This window comes from Pseudomonas sp. DW-iso17 (assembly GCF_058725345.1).
The window spans coordinates 127,557-141,027 of record NZ_JBZXEA010000004.1 but is presented as its reverse complement, the minus strand read 5'-3'; the positions used below and the strand labels follow the sequence as shown (position 1 = coordinate 141,027).

The following is a 13,471-nucleotide window of genomic DNA, read 5'->3' as shown; positions in this document are numbered from 1 at the left end:
AATCAGATAGCTTTTTATCCTCGACCCCCGATCGTTCCCACGCTCTGCGTGGGAATGCAGCCATGGACGCTCTGCGTCCGCACTTGAGACCGTGACGCGCAGCGTCACAAGAGGCATTCCCACGCAGAGCGTGGGAACGATCAATAAGCAGAGTGCGATATGTCTTTAACCTTGCGCCAGGTTCGCTATTTCGTCGCCACTGCGGAAATCGGCCAGATTTCCCAGGCAGCAATTCACCTGAATATTTCCCAATCGGCGGTGACCACAGCGATCAAGGAGCTGGAAGCCATGCTCGGCGTGCAGTTGTTCGTGCGCTCGGCCCAGGGCATGAACCTCACCGATGCCGGGCGGCATTTTCTCAACCGTGCCTATGTGATTGTGCGCAGCGTGGAGGATGCCCTCAACAGCCCGTTGCCGGACTACCGCGCCAGCGGCGTGCTGCGGGTGGCGGCCAGCTACACCGTGCTGGGTTATTTCCTGCCGCACCATTTACAGCGCATGGAGCATTGGCATCCGGACGTGACCATCGAGGTGTTCGAACAGGAGCGCCAGGCCATCGAACAGGGCCTGCTCGACGGCCAGTTCGACATGGCTGTGGTGCTCACTGCCAACCTCACCCACGCGGATATCGTCTCGGAAATTCTATTCAACTCCGAACGCCGCCTCTGGCTGCCCAGCCATCACCCATTGTGCGAACGCGGTGCCGTGAGCCTGGCCGACGTGGCCCAAGAACCCTACATCTTGCTCACCGTCGATGAAGCCGAACACAGCGCCATGCGCTACTGGGAACAGGCCGGGCAAACGCCCAAGGTGCGGCTGCGCACCAGCTCGGTGGAGGCGGTGCGCAGCATGGTTGCCAATGGCAGCGGCGTGGCGATCCTGTCAGACCTGGTGCACCGGCCCTGGTCCCTGGAAGGCAAACGCATCGAAACCCTGACCGTGACCGACCCGGTCACACCCATGAGCGTCGGCCTGGCCTGGCACCGCGAGCGCGCGTTTACCCCCGCGATGCAAGCGTTCCGGGATTACTTCCACGACGCGTTCCTGGCGCCCCAGCAGTTGTCGGCACGCCGTTAAAGATGAGCTTGCAGGGTGGCGGTCAACCAGTCCATGAACACCCGCACCCGCAACGGCAGATGCCGCTGGCCGGCGTACAGCAACGACACATCCAAGGGCGGCGCCTGGTAGTCGGGCAGCACCGCCACCAACTCGCCGCTGGCCAACAAGTCGTGTATCCCCAGTTGCGGCACCTGGGTAATGCCAAACCCGCCCAGGCACGCCGATTGATAGGCGTCGGTGCTGTTGACCGTCACCCGGCCTGCCATCGCCAGCCGCTGCACCTTGTTGCCCACCAGGTATTCGAACCCGGCCGAGCGTGCGCCCAGCGGCCGCACGTAATGCACCAACTGATGATGCGCCAGGTCTGCCAGGGTGTCGGGCACGCCATACCGTTGCAGGTACGCCGCGCTCGCGCAGTTGACCATCGGCATGCTGCACACCCGCCGCGCTACCACAGTTTGATCGGGCTGGGCGCCGACGCGCACCACGCAATCAAAACCTTCGGCGATCAGGTCCACCTGGCGGTCCGAACAGCTGATTTCCATGTCGATCAGCGGATGGCGCGCCATGAACGTGGGCAAGTTCGGCAAGATCACGCCCCGCGCCATGACATTGGGCATGTCCACCCGTATGCGTCCGGCCAATTGGGTTTCGTCCTGACGGAACAAACCTTCCAACTCTTCCATGTGCGCCAGCAGATCCTTGCTGCGCTCATACAACACACGACCATCCTGGGTCGCCTGCACCTTGCGCGTGGTGCGTTGCAACAGCCGAGCGCCGAGCAACTCCTCCAACGCCTGCACATGCTCAGAGACCGTAGAGCGCGGCAAGCCCAGGCTTTGGCCGGCCTGGGTAAAGCTCGACAACTCAGTAACGCGTACGAAGGTGCGCAGCAGCTCAAGCTTGTTCATTAGATTGTTCGCCTTATCCGGCCAGTGATTTCGATATCAGCCTGTTTATCACGTTATGGCCGGACAAATACACTCAGTCCCACTCACCCCATTCGAGGACTGCACCATGACCCGTAAAATCGCACTCATCACTGGCGCTAGCCGTGGCCTGGGCAAAAGCGCCGCCCTGCACCTGGCTGCGCAAGGCATCGACATCATCGGCACTTACCACAGCGCAGCGGCCGAAGCCCAAGCCGTGGTTGCCCAGGTAGAGGCCTTGGGCGGTCGCGCCGCCATGCTGCAACTGGACGTCAGCCAGAGCGCAACCTTCGATGCATTCGTTGGCCAGATCGGCACACTGCTCAAGGATGTGTTCGCCCAGGAGCATTTCAACTTCCTGATCAACAACGCCGGGGTTGGCACCTACGCAAGCTTTGCCGAAACCACCGAAGCCCAGTTCGACCAGTTGGTGGCGATCCATGTGAAGGCACCGTTTTTCCTCACGCAGAAACTGCTGCCGCTGATCAGCGATGGCGGGCGCATCATCAATATCTCCAGCGGCCTGGCGCGCTTCAGCCTGCCGGGGTATGCCGCCTACGCGTCCATGAAAGGCGCGGTGGAAGTCTTGTCGCGCTACCAGGCTAAAGAACTGGGCCCACGGGGGATTACCGTGAACACCCTGGCACCGGGCGCGATTGCCACCGACTTCGGCGGCGGCGCGGTGCGCGATAACACCGATGTGAATGCGATGGTTGCCAATAACACCGCCCTGGGCCGCGTAGGCTTGCCGGACGACATTGGCGGGGCGATTTCGACCTTGCTGGCCGATGGCAGTCATTGGATCACCGGCCAGCGGATCGAGGCGTCGGGCGGGATGTTCCTATAAGCGACGCACGCCTACGGGGTAACTGGGGTTTTACCGGCGAATTTCTCGCGCAGCACGTCATAACCCCAGTGGTACACGTAGGTGTACGGCAGGAAGAACAACAACACGCCAATGTCGAGGATGAAGGCTTCCAACAGGCTGATCTTCATCAAGGCGGCAATCAACGGCACTGCCAAGAGGATCAGGCCGCCTTCAAACAGCAGCGCATGCAGCACACGGGTCCAACCACCGTTGGCCAGTTGCAGGCGATTTTTAAGGCGGTCGAACAGGCTGTTGAACACCACGTTCCAGCTCAGTGCCAACAGGCTGATGCCCAGGGTCACTGCGCCCATCTCCAGCGCTGGCCGGCCGGTGATCCACACCAACAGCGGCGTGCAAATCAATAAGGCCAACCCCTCGAAACCAAGGGCTTGAAAAACGCGTTCAGTAAGGGATTTGGTAGGGGTCATGGCCCGGCTCCGTGAGTGACGATGGTTGCCATGATCAGGCTTTGTCTCGATACTTCATAACCAATAACCATCGATCAAGGCGATAGTCATGGCCTCCCATGAAGTGCTTCAGGCGTTTGTCCAGGCTGCCACCCAAGGCTCGTTTTCCGCGGCGGCGCGCAAGCTGGGCAAAAGCCAGTCCACCGTGAGCGCGGCAGTGGCCAGCCTTGAGATTGACCTGAACGTGGTGCTGTTTGACCGCAGCAGCCGCAAGCCGACCCTCACACCGGCGGGGCAAGTGTTGCTGCAACGGGCTGAGCAAGTGCTGGAAGCCAGTAGCCGCCTGGAGCTGGCAGCCAGTCAGTTATCGCAAGGCCTGGAGCCGAAGTTGAGTCTCGCCATGTCCGATACTTATCAGTCTGATCGATTCGAGGTCGCTCTCAGCGCCTTCGAACAACGCTACCCAGACCTTGAGCTGGAATGCCTGATCGCGGAATGCGAAGACTTGATCGCACTGGTGCAAAGTGGCCGGGCGCAGATCGCGTTTATCGAGAAACAAGAAGCCTACCCGCCGGACCTGACGTTCTCCCCCGTGGAAGAGCGCACGGAGATCGCGCTGTTCGTCTCGCCCAGACACCCATTGGCAACCCTGGACAAGGTTCACTCGCACACCTTGCAACAACACCGGGAGTTGCGCTTGGCGAGCATCATCAGCCCCAATGAAAACCGCGGCACGCAACGTGTGTGGTCGGCGCCGAGTTACCTGATGCTGATGGAAATGGCACAGCTGGGTTTTGGTTGGGCACCGATACCGCGCTGGCTGGTGGAGCGTTTTGGCGGCAACCAGTTGGTTGAACTCAAGGTGCGCAGTTGGCCGCGTTCGGTGGCGGTGGATGCGCTGTGGTCCCGGCACCAGCCGCCGGGGCCTGCGGGGAGCTGGTTGCTGGGCAAGATGCTGGAGTGAACGCAGTGCAATGTAGAGGGGGCCGTTAGAGAGACGTTGGCTGTCAGGCCATCATCGCAGGCAAGCCAGCGCCCACATTGGATCGCGGGGCGTCATAACATCGTGTTGGCTATTTGAGTTCGGCGAGGCGTCGCGTGATGAAGCGTTTTTCTGGCGCCTGTTGCGTCAGCGACAGCGCTTTTTCGTACGCGCTGCGAGCTTCGTCAAACCGCCCCAACTGCCGGCAAAATTCCCCACGCGCCGAATGCGCCAAGTGATAGTCCTGCAACTCACCGCGCTGCAAAAGGTTGTCTACCAGCGCCAGCCCCGCCAAAGGCCCCTGCTCCATCGCCACCGCTACCGCACGGTTCAACTCGATCACCGGCGACGGCACAGCCCTGAGCAATACATCATAGAGCCCGACAATCTGCCGCCAATCGGTTTCCCCTGCGCTGGGCGCCTCGGCGTGCACGGCGGCAATCGCAGCCTGCAAGCAATACGGCCCGAAGCGTGGCGTCATCAGCGCCTGCTCCACCAATGCGCAGCCTTCAGCGATCAAGGCCCTGTCCCAAAGCGTACGATCCTGAGCGTCCAACAGCACCAGTTCGCCGCTGGCAGAAGTGCGGGCAGGCCGACGCGACTCGTGCAGCAACATTAACGCCAGCAAGCCCATGACTTCCGGCTCGGGCAGCAACTCCAGCAGCAAACGCCCCAGGCGAATGGCCTCCAAGGTCAGGTCCTCGCGGGTGAGGTCGGCACCCGCTGAGGCCGAATAGCCCTCGTTGAACACCAGGTAAATCACCCGCAGCACACTGTCCAATCGTTCGGGCAATTCGGCGCGGGACGGCACTTGATAGGGAATTCTCGCCTCACGGATCTTGCCCTTGGCGCGCACGATGCGTTGGGCAATGGTGGTGGGCGTGGCTAGAAAAGCGTGAGCGATGGCCTCGGTGCTCAGGTCGCAGATCTCGCGCAAGGTCAGCGCAACCTGGGCATCGGCTGCCAACGCTGGGTGGCAGCAAGTGAACATCAGGCGCAGGCGGTCGTCTTCCACGTCTTCATCACTCCAAGGCGCGGCCTCCAACGCCTCGGCCTGCTCTTCCAATAACGGGGTAAAACGCGACTGCCGACGCAGGCGGTCGATGGCTTTGAAGCGACCGGTGGACACCAGCCACGCCCGTGGATTATCCGGCACGCCATCCTCGGGCCAGCGCTGCAGGGCGACGAAAAATGCTTCGTGCAGCGCCTCCTCGGCCAGGTCGAAATCCCCTAGCACACGAATCAACGTCGCGAGCACGCGGCGTGATTCGCGGCGGTAAATAGCGTCGATCTGCTGGGTCAATCGACCATGTCCTCGGTCACCAACTTCCCTAGGCGGTCCAGGCTCTGGCCCCAGCCGTCATGAAAGCCCATGGCTTCGTGGGCCTGCTTGTCCTCGGCACTCCAGTGCATGGCGCGGGCGGTGTAGAGCGTCTTGCCGCCGACATCTTCAAAGGTGACTTCGGCGCTCATGAACGGCTTGCCCGAGGGCACCCAACCCGGCATGAACGCGTCGGTAAACACCAGGCGGTTGGGCGCATCGATTTCCAGGAAAACGCCCTGGGTCGGGTACTCGCTGCCATCGGGCGCACGCATCAAGGTGCGGAACAAGCCGCCAACCCACAAGTTCATCTCGCATTCAGGGGTGGTCATGCCGTGGGGGCCCCACCATTGTTGCAGCAGGGTTGGCTCAGTCCAGGCGCGAAACACCCGGCGGCGCGGCGCATCGATCAAGCGGCTGATGGACAGTTCAAATTCGGCGGGTTGAGTGTTCACGGGAAACCTCCTCAAGTCTTTTGATTATTGTGTTGAGAGATTCAATTGGCGCACGGGGCGCACTTCCACACTGCCGACCCGGGCCGCCGGAATACCGCCAGCCACCTGGAGCGCTTCATTGAGGTCCTTGGCGTCGATCAGGTAGAACCCGGCGAGCTGCTCCTTGGTTTCGGCAAAAGGCCCGTCGGTGATCGACAGCTTGCCGTTGCGCATGCGCACGGTGGTGGCGGTGGTCACTGACTCCAGCGGCTCGGCGGCCAGCATGCGCCCGCTGGCCTGGATGGACTCGGCGTAGGCCAGACATTCCGAGTCGTGGGGGCTGTCGGGCGAGGTGTGCAACGCCTGTTCGTCGCTGTAGATCAAGCACAGGTATTTCATGGCGTTCTCCGTTTTCGGACTACTGACTATAGTTCGCAGTGCTCAAGGTTTCAGGTCGAACAACGCCGTGCCGCTTTGCATATCAAACGGTGCCGACCAGTGCTCGTGCACCACCTTCCATTGGCCATCGATACGCTGGTAGCCGGCAGTCACGCGCATCCAGCAGGCCTTTACCTCGCCGTCCGGCCCGGCGCCGCCGCAGTGGGCCAGCCAGTGGGCGAATGCGCTGTCTGGCGCATCGACGACATGCAATTCATGAAACTCGAAGATGCCGGGGCCGGGGCAGTGCTCCATGCACGCCTCCCAATGCGCGCGGTAGGCCGCCTTGCCCTTGAATTGCAGAGCGGTGACGGCGTCGAACGAGACGATATCGTCGGCGTAAAAGCTGACAATTTTGTCGATATCGCGACTGACGACGGCGTCTTTCCATTGCTCGATCAGGCGCTTGATTGCAGTGCTCATGGCGATGACTCCTTGGGGTGGAAAATCACGGAAGACACCCTTAGTCGAATGGCCCGAAGGGAAATCGACATCCCCCTGAAAAATAATTTCCCGTGGCTCAAACCCGATAAACTGCCACTTCTCTTGCAGCCGTTCGGATAGTCCCATGCCAACCCGCCTCGTTGCTTACGAGGCGCTGAACGCTGTGCAACAACAGCAAGTCGGCGCCATCGAAGTTCACCCTGAACAACTGCCGTTTTGCGGCGATATGTATTGCGCCCTCAATACCCTGCTCGCCAACCCGAGCCCTGGGGTCAAGGGCTTTGCGCTGTTGGTCGACGACCTTCCTGTGGCGTTCCTGCTGCTCAAGCGCCCACCGTGCCTGCCGCATTGGGCGGATGAACACAGCGCCACCCTCCACGCGCTACAGGTAGACCGGCATCAGCAGGGGCGTGGATACGGCAAGATGTGTTTGCAGGCGTTGCCCGCCGTGGCGCGCGAGGCCTGGCCGCAGATCAAGGGGTTGGAGTTGTCGGTGGATGCCCACAATCTGGCGGCAATGGGGTTGTATCTGGGGGCAGGATGGGTGGATCGCGGTGAGGCGTACAAGGGTCGCGTAGGGTATGAGCGCCGGTTGAGCTTCAGGTTTAATCCATAGCGGCAATGTCACGTAAACATGACTTTTAAGCGTGCATGTCGTGTTTACGTGACATCGGATGCAGTATCAGCCCCGCTCCCCGATCGGCAGCCAGATTTCCACCGTCCCCGTGCCCTTCCTGGCATCGAAGTCCGCGCTATAGCGCTCGAAATCCGCGCCCATGACTTTGTAGCCCGAGTGCGGCAGCCATTCGAACATGATGCGCTCGTAGGTTTGCTCAAGCGCCTGCACCGGCCCGTAGTGGGGGAACACGGCATAGTTGAGTGGCGGAATTTCGATCACCTCGAAATTGCTTGGCACGTCTTTCTTGGCCGGGACTTCAACACCTGCCAGGTAATCGAATTCGCCGTGATGCGGGTTATGGCACACCCCGTAGGTCACACCGCCGACGCGCTTCTTGATGTCCTTGATGCAGGTATCGAACAACTCCCACAGCCGTGGGATATCGCCCACGGTGGCCTTCGAATATCGCCCTTGTACCCCGGCGATCACCAGGGCCTTACCGGCTTCCAGGCGTGACTCCAACGGTTGTTTTGTCTGCTGATCCATACGAACAGTCTCCTTCTTATGAGGGAACAAACCCGCATCGAGTATAGGGGCATATCCGCGTTGTACTCCATGTAGAAAAATTTCCTACGCATCTGGACAACTGGCCATCATCGCCCTTATTGTCTGCCCCGCAGGCCACCGCAGTGGCCGACGTCGCTCGGACGGTTCCGGGCGCTTACGTACCTCGAGGCAACAATGGCAGACCAAGGTTCGCCGCGCCGCTTTGCGCGCATAGATCGACTCCCCCCTTACGTTTTCAATATCACTGCCGAGCTGAAGATGGCTGCGCGTCGGCGCGGCGAAGACATCATCGACTTGAGCATGGGTAACCCTGACGGCGCCACGCCTCCTCATATCGTGGAGAAAATGGTCACCGTCGCCCAGCGTGAAGACACCCACGGCTACTCCACCTCCAAAGGCATTCCGCGCCTGCGCCGGGCGATTTCGCGCTGGTACAAGGACCGTTACGCGGTGGATATCGACCCTGAGTCCGAAGCCATCGTGACCATCGGTTCCAAGGAAGGCCTGGCGCACTTGATGCTGGCCACCCTGGACCAGGGCGATACCGTGCTGGTGCCCAACCCCAGCTACCCAATTCATATCTACGGCGCAGTGATTGCAGGTGCCCAGGTACGTTCGGTGCCGCTGATACCGGGCGTGGATTTCTTCGCTGAGCTGGAGCGCGCGATTCGCGGCTCGATCCCCAAGCCGAAGATGATGATCCTCGGCTTCCCGTCCAACCCCACCGCGCAGTGTGTGGAACTGGACTTCTTCGAACGGGTGATCGCCCTGGCCAAGCAGTACGACGTGCTGGTGGTGCACGACCTGGCCTACGCCGACATCGTCTACGACGGCTGGAAAGCCCCCTCGATCATGCAAGTGCCCGGCGCCAAGGACATTGCGGTGGAGTTTTTCACCCTGTCCAAGAGCTACAACATGGCCGGCTGGCGCATCGGCTTCATGGTAGGCAACCCGGAACTGGTCAACGCCCTGGCACGCATCAAGAGCTACCACGACTACGGCACCTTCACCCCGCTGCAAGTGGCGGCGATTGCAGCGCTGGAAGGCGACCAACAGTGCGTGAAGGACATCGCTGAACAGTACCGCCAGCGTCGCAATGTGCTGGTCAAAGGCCTGCATGAGCTGGGCTGGATGGTGGAGAACCCGAAGGCGTCGATGTACGTCTGGGCCAAGATTCCCGAGCAGTATGCCGCCATGGGCTCGCTGGAGTTTGCCAAGAAACTGTTATTGGAAGCGAAGGTGTGTGTGTCGCCGGGGATCGGTTTTGGTGAGTATGGCGATGATCATGTGCGCTTTGCGCTGATCGAAAACCAGGACCGGATTCGCCAGGCCGTGCGCGGGATTCGCGGGATGTTCAGGGCGGATGGGTTGGTGACTAAAGCCTGACCTGATTTACCTGAAGAAACCCAATCAATGTGGGAGCTGGCTTGCCTGCGATGCAGACACCTCGGTGTTTCAGATGTACCGAGGTGATGCTATCGCAGGCAAGCCAGCTCCCACATTTTGATCGAGTTGCCGCCACTGCTTTTGTGGTGTGGCTTACACCACCAACGACAGCAACATGATGAAGATCAGCGCCACGATCGACAGAATGGTCTCCATCGCCGTCCAGGTCTTGAACGTCTCGGCCACGGTCATGTTGAAGTACTGCTTGACCAGCCAGAACCCCGCATCGTTGACGTGAGACAGGATCAACGAACCCGCGCCCGTCGCCAGTACCAGCAACTCGCGGTTAACCCCTGGGATCATGCCCACCACCGGCACCACAATGCCCGCGCCGGTAATGGTCGCAACCGTCGCCGAACCGGTGGCAATCCGAATCACCGCCGCCACCAGCCACGCCAGCAGGATCGGGTTGATCTGCGCGTTCACCGCCATATGGCCGATCACGTCGCCCACGCCGCTGGTCACCAGCATCTGCTTGAAGCCACCACCGGCACCGATGATCAGGATGATCGCGGCGGTCGGCGCAAGGCTGGCGTCGAGCAGCTTGAGGATCTGCTTGGAGTGGATGCCCTGACGATGGCCAAAGGTGTACAGCGACAACAGCAAAGCCAGCAACAGTGCGGTGATCGGGTGGCCGATCATGTCCATCCAGTTACGCACCACGTTGCCTTCAGCGAACGCGATGTCGGCAAAGGTTTTGAGTAGCATCAGGAACACCGGCAGCAGCACGGTGACCAGGGTGATGCTGAAGCTTGGCAGCGACTTGTTATCGGTCTCGCGGGCCAGTTGGTCCACCAGTTCCTGGGACGGGTTGCCCGGGATGTACTTGGCGATGAACGTACCGAAAATCGGGCCGGCGATGATGGCGGTCGGCAGCGCAACGATCAGACCGTACAGGATGGTCTTGCCGATATCGGCACCGAACACGCCGATGGCCAGCAGCGGGCCCGGGTGCGGTGGCACCAGACCGTGCACCGCCGACAAACCGGCCAGCAGCGGGATACCGATCTTGATCAACGACACGCCGGTACGCCGGGCGACAATAAACACCAGCGGGATCAGCAATACAAAGCCGATCTCGAAGAACAGCGGGATGCCCACCAGGAACGCGGCGAACATCATGGCCCACTGGACCTTCTCTTTGCCGAAGGCGCGGATCAGGGTCTGGGCGATCTGATCGGCACCGCCGGACTCGGCCATCATCTTGCCGAGCATCGTGCCCAGCGCGAGGATGATGCCGACAAAGCCGAGCACCCCGCCGAAGCCGTCCTGGAACGCCTTGATGATCTTGTCCACGGGCATACCCGAGGTCAGGCCGAGGAAACCGGCCGCGATGATCAGTGCAATGAACGGGTGCACCTTGAACTTGGTGATCAGTACGATCAACCCGATGATAGTGACTACTGCATCTAGCAGCAGGTAAGACTCGTGGGACATGCCAAACATGGGGGGTCTCTCCTGTTTGTTGTTGTTATTAAAGCGGGTGTTGAACTTCCTGCCGGGGATAGCGCTATCTTTTCCGGCAAAAAATTAATGAGTAGGTTCAAAGCCGTGCTTGCGCCACCAGGTATTGGTCTGCTCGGCCAGCTCCTCGACGCTGTCTTCACTGGCGTTCAAGGCCAGGGTCAGCGGCTCGCCCTTGGGCGATTCAAGGGTGGCGAACTGGCTATCGATCAGGCTTGCCGGCATGAAATGGCCGGGGCGGTGAGACACGCGGTCGGCGGCGACTTCGCGGGTCAGTTCCAGGAAGACAAAACCCAGGCCCGGCGCGGCTTCGCGCAAGTGGTCACGGTATTTTTTCTTCAGGGCCGAACAGGTCAGTACAGGATGCTCGCCCGCTTTCAACGCGCGGCGCAGTTCATCGCACAGGATGTCGAGCCAGCCGGCGCGGTCGTCGTCGTTGAGGGGGTGGCCGGCGCTCATCTTTTCGATGTTCGCGGCGGGGTGAAAGCTGTCGCCTTCAATGGCAGTGGCGCCGTTAAGGGCGCACAGGGCTTGGCTGACGCTGGACTTGCCACAGCCGGAAACACCCATGATGACCAGGGCGGTAACAGGTTGACTCATGAAACACCTCAGGACGCAGATAGCGCTACCTTTGCATAGCGTAGGGCTAGTGCAAAAACAGGCTTTTCCCGCGCCGACTTGTCATTTTTATGGAGTGACGCGTGCATCCGTTCCAACAGATTGACTTCAAGAGCTGGACAGGATCAGGCAACCCTTTATCCAAGAATTTGCAGCCCTTTGGAGACAGCGCTACCTTAGTGCCTCGATTTTTGTTTGGCAAGCTGCCTGATGACCTCTAAGAACGATAAAAATACCCGCACGACGGGCCGCCCCACCTTGAACGAAGTCGCCCGCCTGGCTGGCGTCAGTCCGATTACCGCCTCCCGTGCTTTGCGCGGTATCAGCACGGTCGCCACGGAGCTGGTAGAAAAGGTGCAACAGGCCGCCGCCGAACTGAGCTACGTGGTCAACCCCGCCGCCCGCGCCCTGGCCTCGGCGCAGAGTCATTCGGTGGTGGTGCTGGTGCCGTCACTGTCCAACCTGCTGTTTATCGAAACCCTGGAAGCTATTCATCAGGTACTGCGGCCCAAGGGCTTTGAAGTACTGATCGGCAACTCCCATTATTCGCGCGATGAAGAAGAAGACCTGCTGCGCAACTACATGGCCTATCAGCCGCGGGGATTGCTGCTGACCGGGTTTGACCGCACCGAAAGCGCGCGACGAATGGTCGAGGCCAGCAATGTGCCCTGTGTGTACATGATGGATCTGGACCCTAATGCCGGGGTGAACTGCGTGGGCTTCTCGCAACTGGCCGCTGGCGAGACCGCGGCGGCGCACTTGCTGTCCCGGGGGCGCAAGCGCCTGGCCTATATCGGCGCGCAGTTGGATCAGCGCACGTTGTTGCGCGGCGAAGGTTTCCGCCGCGCCTTGCAGCAGGCGGGCATGTACGACCCGGCGCTGGAGCTTTTGACACCACGTCCCTCCTCCGTGGGCCTGGGCGGCGAACTGTTCCTGCAATTGCTGGCAGCGCATCCGGATGTGGATGCGATCTTCTTCGGCAACGACGACCTGGCCCAGGGCGCCCTGCTCGAAGCCCTGCGCCATGGCATCAAGGTGCCTGAACGTGTGGCGGTGCTGGGCTTCAACGACCTGCCCGCTTCCTCATTCATGGTGCCGCGCCTGAGTAGCATCAGCACGCCACGGGAAGCCATCGGGCGTCGGGCGGCGGAGCATTTGCTGACGATCATGGCGGGCAACAAGGTGGCCAAGCCAGTGGTGGATATGGGATTTGAGTTGCAGGTGCGCGAGAGCACCTGAACGTCGAGCTGAACGCACACAATGTGGGAGCAGGCAAGCCAGCTCCCACCTTTTTCTACCGTGCCCACTTGATAGGTAGGACAGCCGTAGGAAGCGGCTTACATTGCAGTAAGCGCCTTGCTCCGCTGCCTACGCTTACGTCAGAATCCGCCGGCTTGTGCGCCTCGGTGACGGTCTCTAAGGTTTGCCGGTCGCTGAATTTCTCGGTGATCGGGTTTAGTAGCCCGAGTTTGGTCACTCTAAGTGCATAAGCCTGCCCGCGTTAATGGCGGCTGTGCGTAGGGCACTTTCGGGTGCGCCGGCTTTGAGTGTCCACCGGTCTACTAACCTGCGTACAGCTGCCACCCTCGTTTAGTAGCGATACGGCGGCAGCCCATTCCAGGATGCTCTGATGATCAAAAAAATCGATCCGCCGCTAACCACCCTCTTCACGCTCATCCCCGATGTTTCCACTGAAACCCTGCTGGCCAACAGCTACGAAACCGTCTGCTCCGTCAGCACCTTACTGCTCGACCTGTCCGATGACCTCACCGGCAAACACCGTGATGTGGCCCTGGCCATTCATCAATTGAGCGAGCTGAGCGTATTGCTGGTGGGCAAGGCCATGGACCAGCACACACCACGCTGCTGAGGCAA

The 13,471-nt window shown here is 60.6% G+C and carries 16 protein-coding genes; 7 read left to right on the top strand and 9 right to left on the bottom strand.

What is annotated here, in order from left to right:
- The first annotated feature begins 159 nt into the window (after window positions 1-159).
- The gene (locus AC4PS6_RS04230; protein WP_014719628.1) at window positions 160-1,077 is read left to right on the top strand and encodes a LysR family transcriptional regulator; all 918 of its coding nucleotides are present in this window, start codon (window positions 160-162) and stop codon (window positions 1,075-1,077) included.
- Here the strand turns inward: AC4PS6_RS04230 and AC4PS6_RS04225 are convergent.
- Window positions 1,074-1,970, bottom strand: coding sequence for a LysR family transcriptional regulator (locus tag AC4PS6_RS04225; protein WP_166405531.1), 897 nt, complete (start codon window positions 1,968-1,970; stop codon window positions 1,074-1,076). The two genes, AC4PS6_RS04230 and AC4PS6_RS04225, sit on opposite strands and share 4 nt — an antisense overlap.
- A gap of 106 nt (window positions 1,971-2,076) precedes the next feature.
- On the opposite strand from AC4PS6_RS04225, the gene AC4PS6_RS04220 reads away from it, so the two are divergent.
- A complete protein-coding gene (locus tag AC4PS6_RS04220) occupies window positions 2,077-2,835 on the top strand; it encodes an SDR family NAD(P)-dependent oxidoreductase (RefSeq protein ID WP_014719630.1) in 759 nt (252 codons plus the stop codon).
- 11 nt (window positions 2,836-2,846) lie between these two features.
- On the opposite strand, the gene AC4PS6_RS04215 is transcribed toward AC4PS6_RS04220, so the two are convergent.
- Window positions 2,847-3,284 (bottom strand): multidrug/biocide efflux PACE transporter, encoded by a 438-nt coding sequence (locus AC4PS6_RS04215; RefSeq protein ID WP_014719631.1) that lies wholly within the window; start codon window positions 3,282-3,284, stop codon window positions 2,847-2,849.
- Between the two features lie 88 nt (window positions 3,285-3,372).
- On the opposite strand from AC4PS6_RS04215, the gene AC4PS6_RS04210 reads away from it, so the two are divergent.
- Window positions 3,373-4,227 carry a LysR family transcriptional regulator gene (locus tag AC4PS6_RS04210; protein WP_019819309.1) on the top strand — a complete coding sequence of 285 codons (855 nt, stop codon included), beginning with the start codon at window positions 3,373-3,375 and terminating at the stop codon, window positions 4,225-4,227.
- A 109-nt stretch (window positions 4,228-4,336) separates the two neighbouring features.
- Here the strand turns inward: AC4PS6_RS04210 and AC4PS6_RS04205 are convergent, their stop codons facing one another.
- From AC4PS6_RS04205 to AC4PS6_RS04190, 4 genes are read right to left on the bottom strand one after another with little or no spacing between them, the layout of a single operon-like run.
- The gene (locus tag AC4PS6_RS04205) at window positions 4,337-5,548 is read right to left on the bottom strand and encodes an RNA polymerase sigma factor (RefSeq protein WP_103452392.1); all 1,212 of its coding nucleotides are present in this window, start codon (window positions 5,546-5,548) and stop codon (window positions 4,337-4,339) included.
- The gene (locus AC4PS6_RS04200) at window positions 5,545-6,021 is read right to left on the bottom strand and encodes an SRPBCC family protein (protein ID WP_492180705.1); all 477 of its coding nucleotides are present in this window, start codon (window positions 6,019-6,021) and stop codon (window positions 5,545-5,547) included. Before AC4PS6_RS04200 ends, AC4PS6_RS04205 begins: the two co-directional genes overlap by 4 nt.
- Window positions 6,022-6,045: 24 nt before the next feature.
- Window positions 6,046-6,399 (bottom strand): YciI family protein, encoded by a 354-nt coding sequence (locus AC4PS6_RS04195; protein WP_014719635.1) that lies wholly within the window; start codon window positions 6,397-6,399, stop codon window positions 6,046-6,048.
- A 42-nt stretch (window positions 6,400-6,441) separates the two neighbouring features.
- The gene (locus AC4PS6_RS04190) at window positions 6,442-6,861 is read right to left on the bottom strand and encodes a YybH family protein (protein WP_019819316.1); all 420 of its coding nucleotides are present in this window, start codon (window positions 6,859-6,861) and stop codon (window positions 6,442-6,444) included.
- Between the two features lie 145 nt (window positions 6,862-7,006).
- Between AC4PS6_RS04190 and AC4PS6_RS04185 the strand changes: the two genes are divergently transcribed.
- Window positions 7,007-7,498 carry a GNAT family N-acetyltransferase gene (locus AC4PS6_RS04185; RefSeq protein WP_014719637.1) on the top strand — a complete coding sequence of 164 codons (492 nt, stop codon included), beginning with the start codon at window positions 7,007-7,009 and terminating at the stop codon, window positions 7,496-7,498.
- 66 nt (window positions 7,499-7,564) lie between these two features.
- Here the strand turns inward: AC4PS6_RS04185 and AC4PS6_RS04180 are convergent, their stop codons facing one another.
- The gene (locus tag AC4PS6_RS04180) at window positions 7,565-8,047 is read right to left on the bottom strand and encodes a GyrI-like domain-containing protein (protein WP_122300716.1); all 483 of its coding nucleotides are present in this window, start codon (window positions 8,045-8,047) and stop codon (window positions 7,565-7,567) included.
- Window positions 8,048-8,242: 195 nt separating this feature from the next.
- On the opposite strand from AC4PS6_RS04180, the gene alaC reads away from it, so the two are divergent.
- Entirely contained in the window at window positions 8,243-9,454 is a 1,212-nt protein-coding gene (alaC, locus tag AC4PS6_RS04175) for an alanine transaminase (RefSeq protein ID WP_019819319.1), read from the top strand.
- Window positions 9,455-9,607: 153 nt separating this feature from the next.
- Here the strand turns inward: alaC and AC4PS6_RS04170 are convergent, their stop codons facing one another.
- On the bottom strand, window positions 9,608-10,960 hold the full coding sequence (locus tag AC4PS6_RS04170) for a GntP family permease (RefSeq protein WP_014719640.1): 1,353 nt from the start codon (window positions 10,958-10,960) through the stop codon (window positions 9,608-9,610).
- Between the two features lie 84 nt (window positions 10,961-11,044).
- On the bottom strand, window positions 11,045-11,578 hold the full coding sequence (locus AC4PS6_RS04165; protein WP_014719641.1) for a gluconokinase: 534 nt from the start codon (window positions 11,576-11,578) through the stop codon (window positions 11,045-11,047).
- Window positions 11,579-11,803: 225 nt separating this feature from the next.
- Here AC4PS6_RS04165 and gntR point away from each other — a divergent pair, with 225 nt between their 5' ends.
- Window positions 11,804-12,835 carry an HTH-type transcriptional regulator GntR gene (gene gntR / locus AC4PS6_RS04160; RefSeq protein ID WP_161793224.1) on the top strand — a complete coding sequence of 344 codons (1,032 nt, stop codon included), beginning with the start codon at window positions 11,804-11,806 and terminating at the stop codon, window positions 12,833-12,835.
- Between the two features lie 391 nt (window positions 12,836-13,226).
- Window positions 13,227-13,466 carry a DUF6124 family protein gene (locus tag AC4PS6_RS04155; protein ID WP_014719643.1) on the top strand — a complete coding sequence of 80 codons (240 nt, stop codon included), beginning with the start codon at window positions 13,227-13,229 and terminating at the stop codon, window positions 13,464-13,466.
- The last annotated feature ends 5 nt before the right edge of the window (window positions 13,467-13,471 follow it).

Bases quoted from the DNA above. Each gene is read 5' to 3' on its own strand.
- AC4PS6_RS04155 (WP_014719643.1), top strand. From the start codon at position 13,227: ATGATCAAAAAAATCGATCCGCCGCTAACCACCCTCTTCACGCTCATC.
- AC4PS6_RS04225 (WP_166405531.1), bottom strand. From the start codon at position 1,970: ATGAACAAGCTTGAGCTGCTGCGCACCTTCGTACGCGTTACTGAGTTG.
- AC4PS6_RS04220 (WP_014719630.1), top strand. From the start codon at position 2,077: ATGACCCGTAAAATCGCACTCATCACTGGCGCTAGCCGTGGCCTGGGC.
- AC4PS6_RS04190 (WP_019819316.1), bottom strand. From the start codon at position 6,861: ATGAGCACTGCAATCAAGCGCCTGATCGAGCAATGGAAAGACGCCGTC.
- AC4PS6_RS04195 (WP_014719635.1), bottom strand. From the start codon at position 6,399: ATGAAATACCTGTGCTTGATCTACAGCGACGAACAGGCGTTGCACACC.
- AC4PS6_RS04170 (WP_014719640.1), bottom strand. From the start codon at position 10,960: ATGTTTGGCATGTCCCACGAGTCTTACCTGCTGCTAGATGCAGTAGTC.
- AC4PS6_RS04210 (WP_019819309.1), top strand. From the start codon at position 3,373: ATGGCCTCCCATGAAGTGCTTCAGGCGTTTGTCCAGGCTGCCACCCAA.
- alaC (WP_019819319.1), top strand. From the start codon at position 8,243: ATGGCAGACCAAGGTTCGCCGCGCCGCTTTGCGCGCATAGATCGACTC.
- AC4PS6_RS04215 (WP_014719631.1), bottom strand. From the start codon at position 3,284: ATGACCCCTACCAAATCCCTTACTGAACGCGTTTTTCAAGCCCTTGGT.
- AC4PS6_RS04165 (WP_014719641.1), bottom strand. From the start codon at position 11,578: ATGAGTCAACCTGTTACCGCCCTGGTCATCATGGGTGTTTCCGGCTGT.
- AC4PS6_RS04180 (WP_122300716.1), bottom strand. From the start codon at position 8,047: ATGGATCAGCAGACAAAACAACCGTTGGAGTCACGCCTGGAAGCCGGT.
- AC4PS6_RS04230 (WP_014719628.1), top strand. From the start codon at position 160: ATGTCTTTAACCTTGCGCCAGGTTCGCTATTTCGTCGCCACTGCGGAA.
- AC4PS6_RS04185 (WP_014719637.1), top strand. From the start codon at position 7,007: ATGCCAACCCGCCTCGTTGCTTACGAGGCGCTGAACGCTGTGCAACAA.